The 22,097-nt window shown below is 55.8% G+C and carries 16 protein-coding genes; 7 read left to right on the top strand and 9 right to left on the bottom strand.

Features of this window, described 5'->3' with window-relative positions; genetic code table 11:
* Positions 1 to 70: 70 nt before the first annotated feature.
* Together QN359_RS11885 and QN359_RS11880 are read right to left on the bottom strand one after the other, a co-directional pair.
* On the bottom strand, positions 71 to 2,188 hold the full coding sequence (locus tag QN359_RS11885; protein WP_322250198.1) for a C1 family peptidase: 2,118 nt from the start codon (positions 2,186 to 2,188) through the stop codon (positions 71 to 73).
* Positions 2,189 to 2,307: 119 nt separating this feature from the next.
* Positions 2,308 to 3,264, bottom strand: coding sequence for a peptidylprolyl isomerase (locus tag QN359_RS11880; protein WP_322250197.1), 957 nt, complete (start codon positions 3,262 to 3,264; stop codon positions 2,308 to 2,310).
* A gap of 323 nt (positions 3,265 to 3,587) precedes the next feature.
* Here QN359_RS11880 and QN359_RS11875 point away from each other — a divergent pair, with 323 nt between their 5' ends.
* From QN359_RS11875 to QN359_RS11865, 3 genes are all read left to right on the top strand, one after another.
* A complete protein-coding gene (locus tag QN359_RS11875; RefSeq protein WP_322250196.1) occupies positions 3,588 to 4,085 on the top strand; it encodes a hypothetical protein in 498 nt (165 codons plus the stop codon).
* Positions 4,086 to 4,257: 172 nt separating this feature from the next.
* Positions 4,258 to 6,357, top strand: coding sequence for a hypothetical protein (locus QN359_RS11870; protein ID WP_322250195.1), 2,100 nt, complete (start codon positions 4,258 to 4,260; stop codon positions 6,355 to 6,357).
* A gap of 246 nt (positions 6,358 to 6,603) precedes the next feature.
* The gene (locus tag QN359_RS11865) at positions 6,604 to 11,361 is read left to right on the top strand and encodes an NAD-glutamate dehydrogenase (RefSeq protein ID WP_322250194.1); all 4,758 of its coding nucleotides are present in this window, start codon (positions 6,604 to 6,606) and stop codon (positions 11,359 to 11,361) included.
* Between the two features lie 55 nt (positions 11,362 to 11,416).
* Here QN359_RS11865 and QN359_RS11860 read toward each other — a convergent pair whose 3' ends face one another.
* Entirely contained in the window at positions 11,417 to 11,959 is a 543-nt protein-coding gene (locus QN359_RS11860) for a hypothetical protein (RefSeq protein WP_322250193.1), read from the bottom strand.
* Between the two features lie 258 nt (positions 11,960 to 12,217).
* Positions 12,218 to 12,466: a hypothetical protein gene (locus QN359_RS11855; RefSeq protein WP_322250192.1), complete on the bottom strand. Its 249-nt coding sequence runs from the start codon at positions 12,464 to 12,466 to the stop codon at positions 12,218 to 12,220.
* Between the two features lie 204 nt (positions 12,467 to 12,670).
* Here QN359_RS11855 and QN359_RS11850 point away from each other — a divergent pair, with 204 nt between their 5' ends.
* Positions 12,671 to 13,654: an LLM class flavin-dependent oxidoreductase gene (locus QN359_RS11850; RefSeq protein WP_322250191.1), complete on the top strand. Its 984-nt coding sequence runs from the start codon at positions 12,671 to 12,673 to the stop codon at positions 13,652 to 13,654.
* Between the two features lie 92 nt (positions 13,655 to 13,746).
* On the opposite strand, the gene QN359_RS11845 is transcribed toward QN359_RS11850, so the two are convergent.
* The 3 genes from QN359_RS11845 to QN359_RS11835 form a co-directional block, all read right to left on the bottom strand.
* Positions 13,747 to 16,959, bottom strand: a complete 3,213-nt coding sequence (locus QN359_RS11845) for an efflux RND transporter permease subunit (protein ID WP_322250190.1) — start codon at positions 16,957 to 16,959, stop codon at positions 13,747 to 13,749.
* A 2-nt stretch (positions 16,960 to 16,961) separates the two neighbouring features.
* On the bottom strand, positions 16,962 to 18,131 hold the full coding sequence (locus tag QN359_RS11840) for an efflux RND transporter periplasmic adaptor subunit (RefSeq protein WP_322250189.1): 1,170 nt from the start codon (positions 18,129 to 18,131) through the stop codon (positions 16,962 to 16,964).
* A 141-nt stretch (positions 18,132 to 18,272) separates the two neighbouring features.
* Positions 18,273 to 18,764 carry a low molecular weight protein-tyrosine-phosphatase gene (locus QN359_RS11835; RefSeq protein WP_322250188.1) on the bottom strand — a complete coding sequence of 164 codons (492 nt, stop codon included), beginning with the start codon at positions 18,762 to 18,764 and terminating at the stop codon, positions 18,273 to 18,275.
* 121 nt (positions 18,765 to 18,885) lie between these two features.
* On the opposite strand from QN359_RS11835, the gene QN359_RS11830 reads away from it, so the two are divergent.
* Positions 18,886 to 19,449 carry a GNAT family N-acetyltransferase gene (locus QN359_RS11830; RefSeq protein WP_322250187.1) on the top strand — a complete coding sequence of 188 codons (564 nt, stop codon included), beginning with the start codon at positions 18,886 to 18,888 and terminating at the stop codon, positions 19,447 to 19,449.
* Here the strand turns inward: QN359_RS11830 and QN359_RS11825 are convergent.
* On the bottom strand, positions 19,426 to 19,677 hold the full coding sequence (locus tag QN359_RS11825) for a hypothetical protein (protein ID WP_322250186.1): 252 nt from the start codon (positions 19,675 to 19,677) through the stop codon (positions 19,426 to 19,428). The two genes, QN359_RS11830 and QN359_RS11825, sit on opposite strands and share 24 nt — an antisense overlap.
* Before the next feature lie 27 nt (positions 19,678 to 19,704).
* On the bottom strand, positions 19,705 to 20,097 hold the full coding sequence (locus QN359_RS11820) for an MAPEG family protein (RefSeq protein ID WP_322250185.1): 393 nt from the start codon (positions 20,095 to 20,097) through the stop codon (positions 19,705 to 19,707).
* A gap of 291 nt (positions 20,098 to 20,388) precedes the next feature.
* On the opposite strand from QN359_RS11820, the gene QN359_RS11815 reads away from it, so the two are divergent.
* Positions 20,389 to 21,591 (top strand): ammonium transporter, encoded by a 1,203-nt coding sequence (locus QN359_RS11815; protein WP_322250184.1) that lies wholly within the window; start codon positions 20,389 to 20,391, stop codon positions 21,589 to 21,591.
* Between the two features lie 192 nt (positions 21,592 to 21,783).
* The gene (locus tag QN359_RS11810) at positions 21,784 to 22,035 is read left to right on the top strand and encodes a hypothetical protein (RefSeq protein WP_323493582.1); all 252 of its coding nucleotides are present in this window, start codon (positions 21,784 to 21,786) and stop codon (positions 22,033 to 22,035) included.
* The last annotated feature ends 62 nt before the right edge of the window (positions 22,036 to 22,097 follow it).

Genomic DNA, 22,097 nt, shown 5'->3' with positions numbered 1-22,097 from the left:
GCAAATAAGTGAGCTAACAAGTCGCTCGCTGAAAAAAAACCGCCGGCAGTACGCCGGCGGTTTTTTTTCGTCACGACAAATCGTCGACCGGGCAGGGTAGTGGCTGGCTGGCTTTGAGTCCGGCGATACGGCGCAGCGTCGCCGTGACGGTGAGGATATCGCGATCGAAGCTGGTATGGCTGGCGCGCAGCGTATGGTGGCCGCTGTTGACAATGGCTTGTTGCTGCACATGCAGGGTACTGCTGTGGGCACGACTGAGCGGCTTACTCCCAGTCGCAAAGCCGCGTACGGTTTTACCATCCCAGTAATGGTGCTGCCACTTGCGCAGTGCCGCCAATTCGCTGTGATTCCATTGTGCCGGGTGGCCGCCGAGCGCGCTCAGAAAATCGGCATCGACACTGCAAGCCATGCCTAGCAAGGGGGTTTTGTGGCGGTTTTCCAAGCTGCGTGCGATCAGATACAACCATGATTGATGGTAGAGCCCAGCGACTTCATCGTGCTGCTCCAGCGTATCGGCGAGCACATGCAGATGGAAATTTTCACGCGCCAGTGTGCCGCTGATCAGCGCTGGTAAAAAGTGTTGATTGGCGAAGGCTATGCTGCAGGCCGGGGCATACAGGGTACAGGTTTTCGGTGCTGAAAATTTGAGCAAGTCGAGCAGCCAGCCGCACAAATGGGCACCGGCAGAATGCGCGATCAAATGGATTTCCAAACTACCGGCACAATCTTTTTGCAACTGCTGCAATGCTTTGGCCAGCGCATACAAGGCGCGCGGCGGCGTATCGTTGAGCGCAGCTTGTTGTGCCGCTTGTTTGACTTGTATCCACAGGGCTTTGCCGCCGCTGCTTTCGGCATAGGCCTCGATACTGCTGTCTTGCGCTTGACGTTCCGCCACTGAGTGCGGCGGCGTGTCGCTGCCGAATTCGGCGCGCAACAGCGACACAATCGCATCGCTCAAACCATTGAGCGGACACAGGAACAGCGGATACATGCCGTTGGCCAGAAAATACGGTGCCAAACGCGCGACATCGTCGAGCGAACTTGCTTCATCGCCCAAGCCGCCGAGTGCATACAGCACCAGCCGCAGCGGTGTCGCTTGCGCTTGTTGTCGGTACCAGGCCAAGGGCGCAGTGTGAGCGATATGGCGGGTGGCGGCGGCAGCATCGGCAAATGCCAGTAGCCTTTGAACGGCCGCGCCATTATTATCGATCACCACGGTCTGCGCATATGCCTGATCGGTGTTGAGCGCCCCGCGTCGCTTGCTGCGCGCACGTGCATAGGCTTGTAAGCTTTGTCGGCGCAAAGCCGGCACGCCATCATTCGGGCCAGCGTCTTCGTTGGCGCTGTCGAGATGTCGCTCCGGCACACCGAGTCCGACCGCCCAGGCATCGGTGGCCGAAGCCAGCCAGTCGGCATAACTGAGTATCGCCAGGCCTTGATACGCCCAGTCACGGCCCCAAGAATTTTGCAGTACGAAACCGTCGGCCGTGTAACCGATGAAAGCAAAGGCATGTCCGCCTATCGATTTCTCTTCGATGCGGATAAGCGGTAATTGCTCGAGACTGAGTAGCGGCGCACTGGTATCGGCTTTGAATTGGTGCAGACCCCAGCCGCTGTGGGCATTGCCTGACACATACACGGCACCGGCCTCGACGATCGCCGCCTGTATATCGCTGATGCTGTTTTTGTCGATACGGTAATAGCTGCCCAGCGGACGGCTCTCGGCATCGGCTTCCCAGCCGGGGCGTGCACTTTCCCAGTTCGGTGCGCTGCCGTTGCGCGCGATCGTGTAGGGCCATAACTGGCTTTGACAGACGCCATGTTTATGCCAGCCCTTGAGGGCACCACGACAGCTGGAACCGGAATAGTCTTCGCCCGGCCACTCATCATAAAACTTGGCCAAATGGTAGAGCATGCGCGGGCTGCAGGGCGGTTGCGCTGGATTGAGACGCCAATATAATAAATTGATTACCGCGGCCAAACCGAAGCCGGTGCAAGCACCATCCGCACCCTGATTGAGCACCAGGCCGGCGGCTAAATACGCCGGCATGTTCTGACTCATCCATAGTGCATCGGGAAAAGCGCCGGGCAGGGCACGCAAGCCGGGGGCATACTGACGATCGCGCAAATCGAGCCGGTCGGCGCGCGCATCGAAGGCGGGAAAGCATGGTTTGGTGGGAGAGGGCATGGAGTTCCGTAGGAAATGGCGACACATCGATGACGCATGCCTGCGGAGGAGGACCCAGTCCGAGGCGGAGTCGGGGTACAGATAACCGGGCCCGCACGCGGGCCCGGTCGGGGGACTGCTTATTTCTGCGCTGCCGAAGCGGCCGCAGGTGCTGCTGATGCCGCAGGCGCAGCAGCCGCAGAAGCGGCGGCCGGTGCTACAACTGCAGCTGGTGGCGCGGTAATTTCTATCTTCGCTTTGGCTTTCAAATCATCGAGCATTTTCTTCAGGTTTTGCTGTTGCAACTGCTGAGACATGCCGGCTTTGACTTCTTCCAGCGGCGGTACCGCCAATGGACGAGTATCATCAAGGGTGATGACGTGGAAACCGAATTGCGATTTCACCGGTTCTTCAGTCATTTGACCTTTGCTCAATTTGGCCACGGCATTACCGAATTCCGGCACCATATTTTTAGCATTGAACCAGCCGAGGTCGCCGCCTTTGTCTTTCGAACCAGGATCTTTGGATTTCGATTTAGCCAAAGCCTCGAATGCCTTCGGATCTTTTTTCAGCTTAGCGATAATCGCTTTGGCTTCTTCTTCGGTGGCGACCAAGATGTGACGTGCTTTGTACTCATTGCCGCTTTGAGCCGCTTTGAATTTTTCGTATTCAGCCTTGAGTGCTTCGTCGCTGACAACGGCCGTTTTCATGTAGTCTTTAACGAAGGAATTCGCCAGAATCGACAAACGCGCCATTTCCAGTTGCTCTTTGACTTCCGGTGCCTTATCGAGACCCTTGGTGGCCGCTTCTTGCGCGACTAAAATTTGCATCGCCAGATTATCGATCACCATTTTGCGGGTTTCCGGATTATCCGGCATACCTTGGGCAGCTTGTTGCTGCATGATTTGGTCCAGCTGCTTTTTGCTGATGGCGGTGCCATTGACGGTGGCAGCTGCCACTTCTTTTGTCTCAGTCGCCGTGGCAGCTGCGGTGCTTGCCGCTGCCGGTGCTGAGGCTGCTTTATCTTTATCATTGCAAGCGCTGAGCACGAACAAGGCCACGGCACTACCCAATACCACGCGGGATTTGATCGACATGAAATTTTCCTTAAAGTTGAAACGCTGTAGAGCGGACAGTTATCATTGCGCCCGCGGCTTACTGTTTGCGGGCAGGTTTACAAATTAAATGACGCTGAATTCTACCTTTGATCAGGGCATTCTTGCTAGCAGTCAGTCAATTTGATTGCCGTTACGAGAAATGTAGGCATTTTTTTCGTTTGATTCAGACCTGAAACTTGCTGGAAAGTTCCTGCGGCCCGCGCTTGCGCGGTGTTGCAGTCGCTTCGCCCTCAGTCAGCACTGCCGTTACAGCGCGTAGGGGCTACAATAGCAGCTATCATTCCCTACTGAAAGCTGCAGCTATGAGCGAGCATCCCCCCATCCCCGACAGTCTGGCTGAAATGTTGCCGGTCGGTATGATTAACGGTGGCGGTACCGCTGCTGCTGCCATGGCCGAAGTAGCACAACGCAAACGCGGCGTGCCTGGCTGGGAAGCCTTCCACTACGAACGAGTCTCGGCGACTGAATTTGAAATTACCGGCGGCATTGCCGTCAATATCGGCGGGGTTAAAAAATTTCAGGGCTTGCATGAAGCGGTGTTTATCAGCGAAGCCGACGTGTTGGCGCAGATGCGCAGCAGCGAGAGCCCCCCAGGCCCGACGGTCATGAGCTTACTCGAACAGGATTTGCTGGCGCACGATATCGGCAGCAGTCGCGCCGCGCCGGCGGTAAAATTTTTGAAAGTCGTGTTTGCCTTACCGGACGACGAAGCTGGGCGACAAAGAATTTTGCAAGCCTTTCAACTGCAAAAGAATTTTTTTGGAGCAACTGTACAAGCGTGTTCCTTGCATGATAAATGAGAATGAATGTTGCATAAAAGCACCAAAATGTATTAAATACACGAGTATTGTTTTTATGGCATTTCTTTCCAGTGAACTTGTTTACTAAAATGAGAAGCTTGGGCCGCGTCGATTTGATTCGCGACCCATCGCTTTTTCTACTTGTCGCCAGTTCATACTGTGAAAGTGTCTGATGAAAAACCAAACAATCCTTGTTCCTGTTGTGCTCGCTGCACTGTTATCGGCTTGCGGTGGTGGCAGTAGCTCGACCACCAGTACTTCGGGGGTCGCCGTGGTACCGCCCGTGGTGATACCACCCGTTTCGACCAGCATCAGCGGCGTAGCGGCCACCGGCGCGGCGATACTCAATGCCAGCGTCACCCTGACCAGCGCCGCCGGCAGCAAAGCCTGCAGCATCACCGACGCCAGCAGCGCCGCCTTTGTCTGTGATACCACCGGCCTCGTCGCCCCATTTTTACTCACTGTCAGCGGCGTCTCGAATGGCACCACGGTACAATTGAGCAGTGCCTCGACCAGCACTGCCGGCACCACCAACATCACACCGATTACGAATGCCATCGTCGCCACGACCGCCAATGCCGATCCGGCCGGACTCGATTTCGCCAATTTCCAAGCCATTTTAAAAAGCAATCCCAGCGCTTTCGATGATGCCAAAAAAGCCTATCAAACGCTACTCGGCGATTTGATGACGGCAACTGGCAACCAAGGTGCCGATCTGGTATCGGGCAAACTGGTGGCAGGAAACAGTGCCCAAGATACCCTGCTCGATGCCATCCATCTCGACGTCAGTGGCGGCAGTATCACGATTTCGACCATGGCCGGTTCTGCCGATGACACGCCCAAGCAATTACAGATCTTTGTCAATCAAACGCCGGCTCAAGTCGCGACCGGCGATAAAACCCAATTGCCGGTTACGGCCACGGTAGGTGGCGTGTCGGTCGATTTGACCAAAAAATCATTCAGCGCCGCAAGCCTCGCGAATTTGCAACTTGCATTGAAAAATTGCTTCAGCAGTATGGTGGCGGTGCGCAACAGTAAAAGTGCCAATTGCGGCGGCTTACTGGTTGACGATGTGACTGCCCCCTTACTGGCCGGCGTACCGTCGGCGTATTTAGCCGGCGGCAGCAGCGGCAGCGCACAGTTCAGCAGCTTGATCAACGATGCAGGGATGGATAATGCCGTATTCAGTCTGCCGCAGATCATCCGTGTCAACAGCACCGATAGCCAAGGCAATGTTAACAAAGTCTGGCTCAATTTCACCTGGGTGCGTTCCGATGGTTTGTTCGGCAGCCTCGATACCGTCGCCCAAATCGTGACCGCCCCGAGCACCAGCGAATCAGGCTGGCGTTTGGTCGGCAATCAGCGCACCCTGCTCAGTCGGGTACGCCAGTATGCAACGCGGCGGATTTGGCTCAACCCGGCCAATGCGACTACCGGTACCGATGCTTACACGGCGGAATTGCAGCTCGATATAGGCGTGGCCGATAAAAGTGGTACGGCGGTCGACTTCGCGATCGTCACCGGTCCCGGCTTGCCGGCCGCCGGCATGCTGTTGCGACCATCGAGCGGTGTCTGCAGTACCCTCAATTTGAGCGGGCAATTGCTGGCCACCGATATCAGCGGCGATGACGCCACGGTAGCGGCGACTCGTATCAAAGCACGGGCCAATTGTGCCAATAAATTCCGCTTCGCCGGGGTGGCCATCGATCCTGCCAAACAAAGCCAGTTCATTGCGCCGACCGGGGTCAATTGGCTTACTCCACTGCTCACTGACGCACAGCTTGCGAGCATCAAACCGTTCAGCGTCTACCATATCCGCACCTATCAGGGTGGCGTAAAAACGGTACCGAGCCACAACTACGAAGTGCTGACCCAAAGTGCACCGGCGACACCGACCAGCCTGCGTAGCTATCGCTGGCAAGATGCTTCGGCCGCGACATTAGCTATGCTCAAACCGAGCAGTGCCAGTGCTTTTGCCGGTGGTGCCAGTTTTCCGGTCAGCTGGACCGGGCGCGACGGCGTCCCCGCTGTGACCGGCGCAACGATACAGATTTTGACCAGCAAAACCGGTGCGGTCGTCAGCGGCAGCGCCAGCAGCAAGCCGCTGTTGCCAGGCGTGAGTGCGAGTTTGAATGTGTTCCCCGATGTGGCTTTGGTAGCGTTCCCCGCGGTCACGGACCTGAATGCCAGTGGCAATTTCAGCTTCCTTGGCCTCTCTTCCATGCGTGGTAATGGCTTGTATTTATCGACCAGTTACGAATACGACTTTTAAAATAAGCCGCGCCTGACATTCGGCAAAAACCCGCGCTGCAGCATCTGCAGTGCGGGTTTTGTTCATCCGCGGCGAGTCTCAGAAAGCGCGCTGAGGTCAAGCCGACTAAGTCGTTTGTCAAAAAAACGCACAGGTATTTGTTGGCAGAGAGGAATTAGAGGATACTGCCTAAGGAGACCTTAGCCTGAACGGCAACAATCTTGCAAAACCGATTTCTCGTCTCTTCACACACACATAGGAGAACGCATGACCATCACGCACTTCGCCGAGCTACTCGCTTACGCGCAAGCTCACCCTGGCCCCGCAGCCGAACGCCAAGGTAGTTTTCTTTCTACTTATTTCGACCATACTGATCCCGATGAAATCATCGCGCGCGGCCCGGCGACCCTGTTTGCCCAAGCCAATGCTCACTGGCGTTTGCTCGATGCCGCCGGTACTGCTGGCAGTGCCCGCATCCGCGTGTTCAATCCCACCCTGGCTGAAGACGGTTTTGTCAGCGAACACACGGTGGTACAGATCGTCAATGAAAACATGCCTTTCCTGGTTGATTCGGTCACCATGGCGATCAACCGCAGCGGCCGCACCGCGCATTGGATCGTGCATCCGCTCATGAGCGTGAGTCGCAAGGCCGGTGGTGACATCGCCGCAGTCAGCACGGTTGCCGCAGCAAAAAGCGCCGGTCGCCATGACCCGGTGGAATCGCTGATCATGGTCGAATGCGACCGCATCGTCAACCTGACAGATCAGCAAGCCTTGGCCGCAGAACTGCATCAAGTGTTAGTCGACGTATCGAGTGCCGTGGCCGACTGGCCGGCCATGCTAGAACGCGTGCACAGCGTCTGCAGCGCCTGTGAAACCCATGCGCCGGCCGAATGCGGCAATGAAGGTGTGGCCTTCCTGCGTTGGCTGGAAGACCGCCATTTCACCTTCCTCGGTGCGCGTGACTACGATCTCAAACGCGATGGCGAGCATGTCAGTCTGGTCGCGATTGCCGAATCAGGTCTTGGTATTTTGCGTGGCAAAGTACAAACCAGCATGGCCCATTTGCCACCGGAAGTACTGGCCATCATGGAATCGGATGAAACCGTGTTAGTCACCAAGGCGATGACGCGTTCCACCGTACACCGTCCGGCCTGGCTCGATTATGTCGCTATTAAACGCTATGATGACAGCGGCAAAGTCATCGGTGAATCGCGCTTCATGGGGCTCTACACCTCAGCCGCTTATGCGGCACCGGTCGACCAAATTCCCCAAGTACGGCAACGCGTTGCCGCCGTCATGGCCAGTGCCGGCGTGGTCCCGCAAAGTCATGCCGCCAAGGCCTTGCAAGCGATTCTCGACGATTACCCGCGCGACGAATTATTCCAGATCGACACCGCCACCCTGACCGAGCATGCCATCGGCATCTTGCGTTTGCAAGAGCGTCAGCGGACTCGCTTGTTCCTGCGGCGTGATCCCTTCGGTCGCTTCACCTCGGCCCAAGTGTTCGTGCCGCGTGACCGTTACAACACCGAATTGCGCGTCAAAGTCAGCAATGAACTGATGATAGCCTTGAACGGCGAATCGATAGAATTCACCCCCATGCTGACCGACAGCCCGCTGGCGCGAATTCACTACCAAGTACGCGCCAAAGAACGGGCGCCGCAAAATATCAATTTGGCCGCGCTCGAAGCGCGCGTCGCCAGACTGGCGCAGCGTTGGGAAGATGACTGCACCACCGAACTGCTGCGCACCCATGGCGAAGGTCTGGGTCTGGCCTTGGCACACCGCTTCGCCAACGCCTTTCCAACCGCCTACCGCGAAGATTTTTCCGCCCTGGTCGGGGCCGAAGATGCCGAAATGCTGGCCGGTCTGTGTGCCACTGCGCCCATGGTCGTCAAGCTGTATCGTCCGCTCGATGCCGATGCCGGCATGCTGCGCTTTAAAATCTACAATACCAGCAAAGTTGCCTTATCCGATTCTTTGCCGGTCCTTGAACATATGGGCGCGCGCGTGCTCGACGAGCATCCGTATCAAATCACCGCTGGCAGCGAACCACTGTGGATCCATGATCTCGGTTTGCAATTGCCGCCGAAAAGTGATTTGGCCGCTATCAAGGCGCGCTTTGAAACCTTGTTTTCGCAAGCCTGGCGCGGCGAAGTCGAGAGTGACGATCTCAACCGTCTGGTGCTCAATACCGCGCTCGATGCGCGCTCGATTGCAGTGTTACGTGCCTGTTCGCGTTATTTCAAACAACTCGGTTTCGCATACAGCCAAAGCTATATCGAAACGGCCTTGAACAAAAATGCCGGCATCACGCAATTGATTGCCGAACTGTTTGGTGCCCGTTTCAAACCCGACTTTGCCGGCGACCGCGCCTCGGCGCAGCAACACATCGCTCAACAACTCGAAGCCCAACTGGCGCAGGTCGCCAGCCTCGACGAAGATCGCATTTTGCGGCAATTTTTTGCCACCATCATGGCGACCCTGCGTACCAATTTGTGGCAAACCGATGCCAGCGGTGCGTTCAAACCCTACATGAGTTTCAAGCTCAACCCGCGCGAAGTGCCGGGCGTGCCGGAACCGAAACCCTTGTTTGAAATTTGGGTGTATTCACCACGCGTCGAAGGGGTCCATTTACGTGGCGGTAAGGTCGCGCGCGGGGGCTTGCGCTGGTCTGATCGGCGCGAAGATTTTCGTACCGAAGTGCTGGGCTTGGTCAAGGCTCAGCAAGTTAAAAACACCGTTATCGTGCCAGTCGGTTCGAAAGGTGGCTTCGTGCTTAAAAATGCGCCGCCTGCGACTGAGCGCGAAGCCTTTCAAGCCGAAGGCATTGCCTGCTACAAGATCTTCCTCTCCGGTCTGCTCGACATCACCGACAACATCGTCAAAGGCAGCATCGTCGCGCCAGCCCAGGTGGTGCGCCATGATGCCGATGATCCGTATCTGGTGGTAGCGGCCGACAAAGGCACGGCGACCTTCTCCGATATCGCCAACAGCGTATCGGCCGACTACGGTTTCTGGCTTGGTGACGCCTTCGCTTCCGGCGGTTCGGTTGGTTATGACCATAAAAAAATGGGCATCACCGCCCGCGGTGCCTGGGAATCGGTGAAACGCCATTTCCGCTCCGTTGGCGTGAACACCCAAGAGACGGCCTTCAGCGTCGCTGGTATCGGCGACATGTCGGGCGATGTGTTCGGCAACGGCATGCTGCTGTCAGAGCATATCGAACTGGTGGCGGCCTTCGATCATCGACACATCTTCATCGATCCCTCGCCCGATGCCGCCGCTTCATTCGCCGAGCGTCAACGCTTGTTCAATTTGCCGCGTTCGAGCTGGGATGACTACGACAAGAGCCTGATTTCAGCCGGCGGTGGCGTGTATCTGCGCGGCGCCAAATCGATCAAACTCAGCGAGCAGGCCCGCGCCGTACTCGGCATCAGCCAGGCCGAACTCACGCCAGTAGAATTGTTACGCGTAATTTTACAAGCACCGGTCGATCTGCTCTACAACGGCGGCATTGGCACCTACGTCAAAGCCACCTTCGAAAGCCATGCCCAAGTTGGAGATAAAGCCGGCGACGCGTTCCGTGTCAATGGCAATGACTTGCGTTGCAAAGTGCTGGCTGAAGGCGGTAACCTCGGCTGTACCCAAAACGGTCGCATCGAATTCGCCCAAAAAGGCGGGCGCATCTATACCGATGCGATCGACAATTCCGCCGGGGTCGATTGCTCCGATCATGAAGTCAATATTAAAATTCTGCTCGGTGCCATCGTCGAAGCTGGTGACCTCACGCTCAAACAGCGCAATGATTTGCTCGCCTCGATGACCGACGAAGTCGGTCATCTGGTGCTGACCGATAATTACTATCAGTCGCAGGCACTCGACATCGCCGTCCACCGTCCTCTGTATGTACTCGATGGTCAGCAACGCTTGATGCAATCCTTGGAAAAGCAGGGCCGCCTTAATCGCGCCATCGAATACCTGCCTAGCGATGACGAAATTTTCCACCGCAAGGGCCGCAAACAGGGCTTGACCGCACCGGAAGGCGCAGTCGTGCTCGCGTACGCCAAAATGTCGGTATTCGACGATTTGGTGGCCAGCAATCTGCCGGATGACCCGTTCTTCAGCAGTGCTCTCAAAGCCTATTTCCCGCAGGTTTTGTCCGAACGCTTTCCGGCCGCGATTGCCGTCCATCCCCTGAAGCGTGAAATCGTCGCCACCTACATCACCAACACCGTGCTCAATCGGGTTGGCGCGACCTTCGTCAATTTCATCGCCACCGAAGCGGCGGCCGGCGCGGCCGATGTGATCCGTGCCTTCACCTTGGCGCGTGAAATTTTCGACCTCGAAGTATTATGGGATCAGATCGATGTGCTCGACTACGTCGTCGACGCCACCTTACAGCTCGATTTACTGAGCAAGCTGATCGCCATCACCCAACGTGCTTCACGTTGGATGTTGCGCATCCGTGCACAGAGCAGCGATCTGCCGACCCTGATTCAGCGCTACCAACCGGCGGCGCGCGAATTGCGTTCGCAATTGAATGATTGGTTACCGCCGGCCGCCTACACGGCTTGGCAGAACGACGCCGCGACGCTTGCCGCCGCCGGTGTTGAAACCAGTTTGGCGCAAAACCTCAGCGCGCTCGAGTACCTGTTCCCGGCGCTCGATCTGGTCGATCTGGCCGCGCTTACCGGCAGCAATCTCGAACAAGTCGCCCGCAGCTATTTTGGGGTCGACGATGCGCTCGGCTTGAGTGGCTGGCGCAGTCAAATCAATCGCTTGCCAACCGAAACACTGTGGCAAACCCAGGCGCGTGGCAGTGCGCGTGACGATGTGTATTCGATCGCTACTCAAATCACGCGTGGTTTGTTATCGCGGCAGGAAGAACTGAGTGCTTGGCATGAGCGCAATGCGGCCGTGGTGGAGCGCCTGACCGGTTTGCTGGCGCTGATCAGCGCCCAAGCGGCCGATCTGGCACCGGTCTCGGTGGCTTTGCGCGAACTGCGACAACTGGCATAAAGACTGTATCAGTATGCAAATCCCCGGCAGCTTACGGTGTCGGGGATTTTTTTTATCAAGGCATCACATTACTGATCGCCTGCGTGCGCGAAAAATCCAGCCCGACGATAGCACGCATGCCCGGTGCGGCAATCGCGGCAATCCACAACTGGGCCGGGAAGCCCGGCACGGTCGATTGCAAATCGATGCTGACCGCGCTGTCTTCCGGTGCCAGCAAAGGTTGCTGCGCACTACCACGCTGGCTCAGCGATCGCAGTGGCAACAGCAAGGGCTTATCGCTGGCGCGATAGGTAATCAAGCTTGTGCTACCGCGCACTTTCAGTGTCATGCTGCTCAACATCACCGTACAACGTTCATCGGCAATCACCGGCAGGGACGCGCGGTTGATATTGAAATTGAACTGACTGGCCTCAAGCGCAAACACCTTACTGGCACAGACAATGGCGCCGGTGATCTCGGTCAAATCAGCCGGTAAGCCCGGCGTACCGCGCGGATTGCGCAATTCGACCTCGATGTTGCGAGGAAGGCTGACCGCCGCTGCGGCTAACATCGGAACACCAGCCATTAACAAGATGCCGAGCACGATATTTTTTTTCATTAAAACTCCTTAACAGGGATGGTGAAACGCATGGCCGGATAGTGCTCCGGAACCAATAGGAGCATTAATTTTTAGTTAAGTTCACTCGTGCGCAGCACTGAAAAACAGTCTTAAAAAAAGGGCATTTTTGTTTGGCAGCAAGTACGAAATAATCACTGATAGCATTGCGTACCAGTACGATGAAGCATGGGAAAAAGACCATACATCTGCCCTTGATGGCAACAATATCCTGTGTTTGACGAACGCCGAATTATTTTCTCAGTCAGCATCCTGAGATGCTGCTGGCTGCGTCACGCTGAGCCGCGCGAAGCGCATAGAGATGCTGGTGCGATCGGCCAGGTTCAGGCTTTGCAGCGCTGGTGCAGCTGCTGTTGGTAGCAGCGCTGAAGTGCTGACTTGTTTGAGTTCAACTACCAGTGCCGAGCTGACCAGACCGTCTTGCTGCTCAGTATGCGCCTTAGTGGCTGTTGTGCTTGTGTTGATGCCGTGAGAAATAGGGGTGAACATCGTAGTCCTTTAAAAAAAAGTTTTCTAATCAGGTATGCCCATGCCGCCTATTTTACTGCCGAGGACCTCGTCATGCCAGCCTCATCAATTCCGGTCGGCAAACCCCCGCAGCGGAACTGTCGCATAATAGAGCAGGGTAGGGATACAATGCGCGCTACCCGGCAGTTTCTTATTTCGCGCACAGACTAGTCAGGCAGGCGTCAAATGGCACATCTCTCGGTACTCGATTTATCTCCGATCGCGGCAGGCAGTACGGCGGCGCAGTCATTTCGCAATTCATTATCCCTAGCGCAACACGCTGAGAATTGGGACTACCGGCGCTACTGGTTGGCCGAACACCATGGCATGCCCGGCATCGCCAGCGCCGCCACGGCCGTGCTGATCGCGCATATTGCCGGCGGCACCAAGCGCATACGCGTCGGTGCCGGCGGCATCATGCTACCCAACCATGCACCTTTAGTGATCGCCGAACAATTCGGCACGCTGGAATCACTCTTTCCCGGGCGCATAGACCTCGGCCTCGGCCGCGCACCTGGATCCGACCAACGCACTGCACGTGCGCTGCGCCGCAATTTAAACAGTGACGCTGATGAATTCCCGCAAGACGTGGCCGAATTACTCGCTTACTTCGCCGACGACGCCAGACTCTCGGTTCGGGCCGTGCCAGGACAGGGTTTGGCAGTACCGGTATGGATACTCGGTTCGAGCCTGTTCGGCGCGCAACTGGCCGCCGAATTCGGCTTGCCCTATGCCTTCGCTTCGCATTTCGCACCACAACAAATGATGGCCGCCATCGAACTCTATCGCACGCGTTTCCAAGCCTCGGCTTATCTCGCGAAACCATATGTAATGCTAGGATTTAATGTTTTTGCAGCCGAAACAGATGAACAGGCGCAGTTTCACGCCACATCTGCGCAGCAAGCTTTTCTCAACTTACGTAGCGGCCGTCCCGGCCCCTTGCCGCCACCGGTAGCCGGCTTTATGCAACAGCTAGGCCAAGCCGAACGCGGTCTGCTGGAACAAATCCTCGCTTGCTCAGCCATTGGTAGTGCTGCCACGGTCGAAAAACAAATGCAAAATTTTATCGACAGCACCGGTGCCGATGAATTGATGATTACTTCCAATATTTTTGATCACGCAATGCGACTGCGCTCGTATGAAATCGTCAGTCAGTTGTCGCTGCGCTGAGTCTGAGTAGAAAAATCAGCGACGCCGTAGGCTGAAAAAAAAGCCTGTCAACCGAAGTTGACAGGCCAGACTGTTGATGATGGCGATGATACTCAGGCAGCACGGGCGCGCAAGTGTTGCCCCAACCAGCGCACACTCCGTGCCAGCACGCGGTACACCAAACGCAGCAGACACAAAGTGCACAGCGCCTCGAGCATGGTAACAAGGAAGCCGAACAAGGCATTGTAACGGCTCATACGCGCGCGCATTTTGTCCATCATCCGTTCGCGTGCAATTTCTATACTGTCGTAAAACGTCGGCACCACTAACAAGGTCAGAAAGGTCGAGGTGATGGTGCCGCCGATGATAGCAATCGCCAGTGGTCGATAAAAATCACCACCTTCACCGAGCCCCAGTGCGACCGGCATCATGCCGGCGATGAGCGCAAACGTGGTCATCAAAATCGGTCGCAAGCGCACGCGGCCAGCCTGCATCAGCGCGTCTTCCCGGTCCATGCCTTCGGCTTCATTCTTACGCGCCGCATCGAGCAAGAGAATCGCATTTTTTGCCACCAGCCCCATGAGCATGATCACACCGATCAAACTCATCAAATTGATCGTGCTGTTGGTAATGAGCAAGGCCAGTACCACACCGATCAGTGACAGCGGCAGCGATAACATCACGCCCAATGGTGCGGTAAACGAGCCGAACTGCATGACCAAGATCAGATACATCAGGCCGATGCCGGATAATAAAGCAATCGCCATGGCACCGAACACTTCTTCCTGATCTTGCCCGGAACCGGCCACCGACAAACCGTAGCCAGGTGGATAATCGAATGATTCTGCCAATTTTTTCGCTTCCGAAATCACCTCGCCGGTCGAACGGCCCTCCACATTGGCCGATACGGTAATCGTGCGTTTGCCCTTGCTGTGGTTAATCCCGGAAGGGCCCTTACCCATGCTGATGGTGGCGATCTGATCGAGCGGCACCATCTGGTTGCTGCCGGATACGGCGATCGGCAAGCGTTCGATGTTTTCGCGGTTGACCCGATCGTCCGGGTGCAAGCGCACCGCCACATCGCGCGTTTCACCGGTAGGATCAACCCAATCACCGACTTCGATGCCGGCAAACGCTACCCGTAAAGCCTGTGCCGCATCATTCGAGGAAATGCCCATGGAATTGGCGAGGCCGCGATTGAGCTCGATCTTCAATTCTTTCTTTGGATCTTGCTGCGACAAGCCGATGTCGACCGCGCCGCGCACACTGTGCAATTTTTCCATATACGCGCTGGTAATTTCGAGCAGCTTGCGCGAATCGGGACCGGTGAATTCTATCTGCACCGGCTTTTGCGCGCCATTGTTCAAATCATCGAGCACCACATATTCCGCCCCGACCAAGGTTTGTATTTTGGCGCGTAAATCAGCGCTGATTGCCTTGGCATTGCGCAGCCGTTGATGACGCTTACCGATGTCGACGTAAATCCGCCCACCCGACGGCGCGATGGTACTGTTGGTATCGCGCACCTCGGGAATTTGGCGCGCTAATTCGGCTGCGCGTTCCATTTTCAACTTGGCGTATTCGAGCGACGACGAAGCCGGCGTGCGCACTTCTATCATCAAGGTACCCGAGTCGGTCGCCGGTAAAAAACTGGTGCCACCCCACTTGACCTGCAAGCCCAAGGCCAGCACCAAACTCAGGAAGGCGATGGCAGCCATGGCACGGCGATGATGCAAGGCCCAGGCGATCACTCTGCCATAGCGGTCGGCTTGCTGATCGAACCAATCATTGAAGCGCGCCAGCAACTTGCTGATGCCGCGTTTCGGTGCCAGATGGTGATCGACTGGGTCGCCCCAATACGCCGACAACATCGGATCGAGCGTAAACGAAATCCCCAAACTGACGAGCACCGAACAGGTCACCGTCAGCGCAAACGGACGGAACCACTCGCCCGGCATGCCGGGCATAAATGCGACCGGAATAAACACAGCGATGATGGAAAACGTCGTGGCGGCCACTGCCATGCCGATTTCTGCCGTGCCTTCGAGCGCGGCGGTACGACGGTCCGCGCCAAGCTGCATGTGCCGAACGATATTTTCCCGCACCACAATCGCGTCATCGATCAACACGCCGATCGCCAGCGACAAGCCGAGCAAGGTCATGAAGTTGAGCGTGAAACCGCATAACCACACCGCGATGAATGCTGCCACCACCGAGGTCGGCAGACTGAGCGCGGTGATCAGGGTAGAGCGCCATGAGTTGAGAAAAGCGTACACCACAAAAATGGTCAGACAAGCGCCAAGCACCAGCGAATCGATCACATTATCGAGGCTGCTTTGCGCTTCCTCGCCGCCATCGCGTGTCACTTCCAACAGCGTACCGGGATGAGTTTGCTCGAACTCGTGATTGATTTCCTTGACCAATTTATGCACTGCCTTGGCCACCGAAACCGTACTGGCATCGCGCGACTTGGTGATCTGCATGCCGACGTTGGGTTTACCGCTACGGATAGATAAACTGTCCAGATCAGCGAAGCCATCGGCTATCGTCGCCACCTGCGCCAAGCGCACGATTTGCTCGCCATTGCGTTTGACCACCACACTTTGAAATTCATCGGGCGACTCGATTCGGCCTACCAGACGGATACTCTCTTCATCCAAGTTTCCGCGCAGCTTACCCACCGGCGCATTGGTATTTTGATTGCGCAAGGCGTTCACTACATCGCTGACCGACACATTATATTCGCGCAATTTTTCGGCCCGCAGCAATACCGACAACTCACGTTTGAGCGAGCCGTTCACGCGCACCGTCGCCACCCCTGATATGCCACGCAAGCGGTCGGCCAGCTTGTCTTCGGCTAAGCGCGAAATTTCCGCATGGCTTAAAGTTTTCGACGACAAAGCCATATTTAAAATCGGCTGGGCCGCCGGGTCCCAACGCTGGATAACCGGTTCGCGCATTTCGGTCGGCATTTTGTAGCGCACGCTGGAGATCACATTGCGTACCTCATCCGAGGCTTCGATCATATTCTTTTTAAAATTGAACATGATATCGAACTGCGCCACGCCTTCATTGGCCGAGGCATTGAGCTCGGTCACGCCCTGCACACTGAGTAAAGATTTTTCCAAACGATTAATGATTTCGCGTTCCACCGTATCGGGCGAGGCACCAGGAAAATTAATGATGACCGACAAACCCGGTACTTCCACATCGGGATTTTGATTCACGCGTAATTTACTCAAGGCCAGTAAGCCCATGGCCATGAGCGCGATGATCATGACAATCGTCGCGACCGGCCGCTTGATACTGAAATCAGATAAAAACATGATTAATTTCCTCGCACAGCAGGTGCCACCGGTGCCGCTTTATTGGCTGCTACCCGGGTAATCGTCTGGGCATCGTGAAAGCCCGAGTTCGGACTACGCATCAGCACATCCCCCGGTGCCAAACCGCTGCGCACCTCATAATTACCGCTGCGTTGCTCGCGTTTGCCGAGCACGACGTCGACCCGTTTGAGTATCGTGCCGGCAACGCGCCAGACATAGACCTGATCACCGGCGCGCACCAAGGCCGCTTCCGGCAGCGTCAAGGCATTCACCGTACTGGCTTCGATTACGCCTTCGGCAAACAAACCGGCCACACGCGGTTGGTTGGCATCGATAAAACCGACTTGTACCTCGACCTGACGCGTGACATCGTTGGCCGCCGGATCGACCCGCGTCACTTTGCCATGAAATTCTTGACCGGTATAACCATTGATACGGAAACTCACCACTTGTCCAACTTTAACGATGGCAATCTTATCAGCCGACACATTGCCAACGAAGCGCATGCTGGTCGGATCGATCACTTTCACTAATTCCTTGCCCAGCGTTGCCGTGTCTCCCGCCGAGACTTTGCGTTCACTGACCACGCCGTCAAACGGCGCGCGCACCACCGTGCGCTGTAATTGTTGGCGTGCCGTGGTAGCGCGGGCGCGGGCGGCCGATACTTCGCTGCGCGCCGCGTCGACTTTGAGCTCGGCATCATCGAGCGCTTGCAATGAGGTCATGCCCGAGGCACGCAGCGTCTTGAGCCTTTGCAGCGAGCGGTCGGCCTGATCCATCGCCAGCGTGGCGCTGCGGGCATTGTCTTCGGCCGAATTGAGGTTATCGCGGATCGCCGTTTCATCCAATCTGACCAGCACATCGCCGCGCTTGACGCCGTCGCCGTTCTCTTTCAACACCTGCAGCACGATGGCTTGTACTTCCGCACGCAGATCGGCTTTGCGTTCCGGCTGTACCGAACCGGTAATCACCGGGCCGGAGTTGATTTCATTGCTGCTGACGATAAACACATCTTCGGGAGCGATCAGCAGCGCTGGCGTCGTCTTATTTCCCCCCTGCCCAGCCGTGGCCGCAACTGGCATGGGCGATTTTGTCGCCTCAGCATCTTTTTGATTGCTACAGCCGACCAAGGACGCACCGATGGCGGCGATGAAGAGTAATTTAGGTAACATGGCAAATCCGGTTGAAAGGCACAGGGATAGACGAATCCAGCAGTATTCCGCAGCTAGCCGACTTGGACAAGCGGTAAATGCCAAAGTTGCACTATTTGTGGATGAAACGCAAAATTTGAGGGATGAACGGTCAGCCGTGTGTCAGCAATCGAGCGACTGCTCTGCCAGTAAAGTGGCCAGTAAGCCTGCGGCAGCATCTTCTATGTAGTCGAGCACCTGTTCGAATCCTGCGGCACCGCCATAATATGGATCGGGCACTTCGTCCGCCTCGGTGGTGATCGCATAGTTCATGAACAAGGCCACTTTATGACGATGCGGCAGCGGACAGGCCGCTTCTAACAATGCCAAATTGTGTTTGTCCATTGCCAGTAGTAAATCGAAGCTGGCAAAATCGTCGGCCTTGATTTGCCGTGCTCGGAGGTGTTGTAAATCATAAGAGCGCAGCAAGGCAAAATGTTGTGAGCGCGAATCGGGCGCTTCGCCGATATGTTGCAGATGTGTGCCGGCCGAATCGATATGTAAACGCTGACCTAAGCCGGCCACTTCGAGCTTGGCGCGTAGGATAGCTTCTGCTGTTGGCGACCGGCAAATGTTGCCTGTGCAAACGAACAGTATCGAGGTAATGGCATGCATGTCGGGATGGCGGCTATAAGTTCCGGTAGTTTATCTTACACGTGACAACTGAAATGAAATGTCAAAAATCGATAAATCGGGCCGTGTTATGATGCCCTCGTTCCTATTTTGAGTTCCCTCGATGATGACTTTCAGCGCTACGGCCAGTGCCCCTTTTCCCTGTACCTTGCGGCCCGCTACGGCGGCCGATGCCACTGCCATCGCCACGCTGGTCAACAGCGCTTACCGCGGCGACAGCAGCCGTCAAGGCTGGACCACCGAAGCCGATTTACTGGCTGGCCCACGCATCTTGGCACCCGAGGTGCTCGATTTGGTGGCCGCCGCCGATTCTCTTATTTTGTTATGTGTACGCGACAGCGAGCTGATCGCGTGCGTGCAATTGAAAAAAGACCGTAGCTCGGCCTACTTAGGTATGTTCGTCGTGCGTCCCGGTTTGCAAGGCCAAGGCTTAGGCAAATATTTCATGCACGCGGCCGAACAGCATGCGCGTCAATTGTGGCAAGCCGAAACGGTGTGGATGACTGTCATCAGCATCCGTCCCGAACTGATCGCCTACTACCAGCGGCGTGGCTATGTCCGTACCGGGCGCACCCTGCCGTTTCCACACAATGCCAAAGAAAGCATGCTCGTTGAGCATCTGGAATTTGATGTGTTGGAAAAATCACTGACGCCGGAACACCCATAAAGCAACACACAGCGCGCTGCCGATGGCGTAGAGCCAGCCGGTATCGCTGCCGCTGAGGTAGGGATAGAACATCAGGGCCACGCCAGTCCACTTGATTTTGCTGTGCGCGTGGGTTTTACCGAAACGGTAGGCGGCGTAACCGATGATGCCAAACACGATAGCCCCGAACAGATAGGCTGGGGAGGGCAGTAAGCCGAGCAACAACTGTTGTGCCTCATCGGGGTTCATCATAGCTCTCCGGCGGCAGGTCCGCGCTCAAGACAGCAGCAAGATTGCGATCGAGGTAGATATGCCTGCACTAAAGAGCAGGGTGCGTAGTGTCGCCAGATTCGCCAGATACGCCGCGATATAGACGATGCGCAAACCGATAAACAGCATCGCCAACTGATCGACGCGCGCTTGCTCGGCATGCCCTTGCTGCGCCAAAATCACTGCCGCACAAAACAAGGGCAAGGCTTCCCAGCCGTTATTCTGCGCGGCATTCGCACGTTGTTGCCAGCCCTTGAGCGCATTGCTCCAACTGCGCGGATCATGATTATCATACAGTTCGTCAGCCTTGCCGCGCCGCGCTGAGGCGGCCTTGGCTAAACCAATCGTGACAATCGGTAGTAAGCAGGCGCTGAGTACGCACCAGTTGGCAATGTTCATGGTCTTCCTTTCACAGTGGAGCCGCCATCATAGCAAGCATCCTTCTCTTCGCAGGCTAATTTTTGCTTGAAAGAGCCGATTCAATTCGCGCTCTTCCTGTACGGCAAGATTATTCGATCGCACCAAAATGCGGAGTAATAACGCATCATTTCAGCGCGCCAGCCTCGAAAAAAATATATTTTTTTCATATTCCTCATAAATATCAAGGAATTACGAATGCGCACCAGAATGGAACGGTTTTTGCTTAATCGAACAGTTCTATTTCATAGTTGCACTAAATTGGGGATAAAAATGGATGGACTGAGAAACGGCGCCGACGCGCTCTTTGTATTACTTGGCGCAATCATGATCTTAGCGATGCACGCCGGGTTTGCTTTTCTTGAACTCGGCACGGTCAGGTCGAAAAATCAGGTGAATGCGCTGGTGAAAATTCTGGTTGATTTCGCTATTTCAACGCTAGCCTATTTCTTCATCGGCTATGGCGTCGCTTACGGCGTTGATTTCTACGCCTCTGCCGAGGTACTGGCAAATAAAAATGGTTACGAGTTGATCAAATTTTTCTTCTTGCTCACCTTTGCCGCCGCAGTACCTGCCATCATCTCTGGCGGCATTGCCGAACGCGCAAAGTTTTATCCCCAATTGATCGCCACCGCCTGTCTGGTCGGTTTCGTCTACCCACTGTATGAAGGCATCGCCTGGAATCAGCGTTTTGGCATACAAGCCTGGTTGAAGGCCAGCTTCTCGGCGGAATTCCACGATTTCGCCGGATCCGTGGTGGTGCATGCAGTTGGCGGTTGGGTCGCCCTGCCAGCCGTCTTACTGCTTGGCGCTCGCAGCGGTCGCTATATGAAAAACGGTGCCGTAGCCGCGCATCCGCCCTCGTCGATACCCTTTCTGGCGCTCGGTGCATGGATCTTGACGGTAGGCTGGTTTGGCTTCAACGTCATGAGCGCGCAGTCGCTGGAAAAAATGAATGGCTTGGTGGCGCTTAATTCTCTCATGGCCATGGTCGGCGGTACGCTGGCGGCCTTGGTATTGGGAAAAAACGATCCAGGTTACGTGTATAACGGGCCATTGGCCGGCTTGGTGGCCGTTTGTGCCGGATCCGACCTCATGCATCCGCTCGGCGCACTCGCCACCGGTGCAATTGCCGGTGCCATCTTCGTCTCGATGTTTGCACGCACTCAAAATAAATGGAAGATCGACGATGTCCTCGGGGTCTGGCCCTTGCATGGCTTATGCGGCACCTGGGGTGGTTTGGCCGCTGGTATTTTCGGACTCAAGGCTTGCGGTGGTATGGGGGGCGTGAGTTTTATGTCACAGCTCATCGGTACCGGCTTGGGCGTGGCGATTGCGCTGACCGGTGGCTTTGTCATTTACGGCGCGCTGAAACGGAGTATGGGCATACGCCTGAGCCAAGAAGAAGAATTCCAAGGTGCCGATCTGTCGATCCATCATATCTCCTCGACGCCGGAGCGGGAATCGCGCTGGTAGCCGTAGTCCAGTAACTATGCGGTACACAAAGCGTGCGATACCAGCACGCTTTTTTTTCGTCATTGCCCCCCCAGGCTGCCGATTAAAAAAATAAATAAAAAACTCGTCAACCTCACCGTTCTGGCCGGCGTTATCTCCTCATGCAGCACACAATGTACTGCAGCAGACCAACCCACCAGAACAGGATTTATCATGAATAAAATCATCGTCGCTTTGCTCGTCACTTCCTGCGCAATTGGAAGCGCTTTTGCTCAAGCACCAGCCGCTGAAAAAGTCGTTGCCAAGCCAGCGGTAGTCAGCGCTGCAGCGACACCGGCAGCGAGTGTGGAAACACCAGCGCCGACAGCGAAAAAAACGCATCACAAGAAAGCGAAAAAAGCAGCAGAAACTACTGCGCCTGCAAATTCAGCAACACCGGCAGCAGTACCGGCAATGAGCAAATAATTTCTCACGAAAAAGTTTAAAAAAACAGCGCTGAATTTTTCAGCGCTGTTTTTTTATCTGAA

The organism is Undibacterium sp. 5I2 (assembly GCF_035019605.1).
Lineage (GTDB): Bacteria > Pseudomonadota > Gammaproteobacteria > Burkholderiales > Burkholderiaceae_D > Undibacterium.
The sequence above is the reverse complement of the archived record's forward strand: the minus strand, read 5'-3'. Positions and strand labels throughout refer to the sequence as shown.

Excerpts from the sequence above, each read along its gene's own strand:
- QN359_RS11885 (WP_322250198.1), bottom strand. The coding sequence starts at position 2,188 with ATGCCCTCTCCCACCAAACCATGCTTTCCCGCCTTCGATGCGCGCGCC.
- QN359_RS11880 (WP_322250197.1), bottom strand. The coding sequence starts at position 3,264 with ATGTCGATCAAATCCCGCGTGGTATTGGGTAGTGCCGTGGCCTTGTTC.
- QN359_RS11875 (WP_322250196.1), top strand. The coding sequence starts at position 3,588 with ATGAGCGAGCATCCCCCCATCCCCGACAGTCTGGCTGAAATGTTGCCG.
- QN359_RS11870 (WP_322250195.1), top strand. The coding sequence starts at position 4,258 with ATGAAAAACCAAACAATCCTTGTTCCTGTTGTGCTCGCTGCACTGTTA.
- QN359_RS11865 (WP_322250194.1), top strand. The coding sequence starts at position 6,604 with ATGACCATCACGCACTTCGCCGAGCTACTCGCTTACGCGCAAGCTCAC.
- QN359_RS11860 (WP_322250193.1), bottom strand. The coding sequence starts at position 11,959 with ATGAAAAAAAATATCGTGCTCGGCATCTTGTTAATGGCTGGTGTTCCG.
- QN359_RS11855 (WP_322250192.1), bottom strand. The coding sequence starts at position 12,466 with ATGTTCACCCCTATTTCTCACGGCATCAACACAAGCACAACAGCCACT.
- QN359_RS11850 (WP_322250191.1), top strand. The coding sequence starts at position 12,671 with ATGGCACATCTCTCGGTACTCGATTTATCTCCGATCGCGGCAGGCAGT.
- QN359_RS11845 (WP_322250190.1), bottom strand. The coding sequence starts at position 16,959 with ATGTTTTTATCTGATTTCAGTATCAAGCGGCCGGTCGCGACGATTGTC.
- QN359_RS11840 (WP_322250189.1), bottom strand. The coding sequence starts at position 18,131 with ATGTTACCTAAATTACTCTTCATCGCCGCCATCGGTGCGTCCTTGGTC.
- QN359_RS11835 (WP_322250188.1), bottom strand. The coding sequence starts at position 18,764 with ATGCATGCCATTACCTCGATACTGTTCGTTTGCACAGGCAACATTTGC.
- QN359_RS11830 (WP_322250187.1), top strand. The coding sequence starts at position 18,886 with ATGATGACTTTCAGCGCTACGGCCAGTGCCCCTTTTCCCTGTACCTTG.
- QN359_RS11825 (WP_322250186.1), bottom strand. The coding sequence starts at position 19,677 with ATGAACCCCGATGAGGCACAACAGTTGTTGCTCGGCTTACTGCCCTCC.
- QN359_RS11820 (WP_322250185.1), bottom strand. The coding sequence starts at position 20,097 with ATGAACATTGCCAACTGGTGCGTACTCAGCGCCTGCTTACTACCGATT.
- QN359_RS11815 (WP_322250184.1), top strand. The coding sequence starts at position 20,389 with ATGGATGGACTGAGAAACGGCGCCGACGCGCTCTTTGTATTACTTGGC.
- QN359_RS11810 (WP_323493582.1), top strand. The coding sequence starts at position 21,784 with ATGAATAAAATCATCGTCGCTTTGCTCGTCACTTCCTGCGCAATTGGA.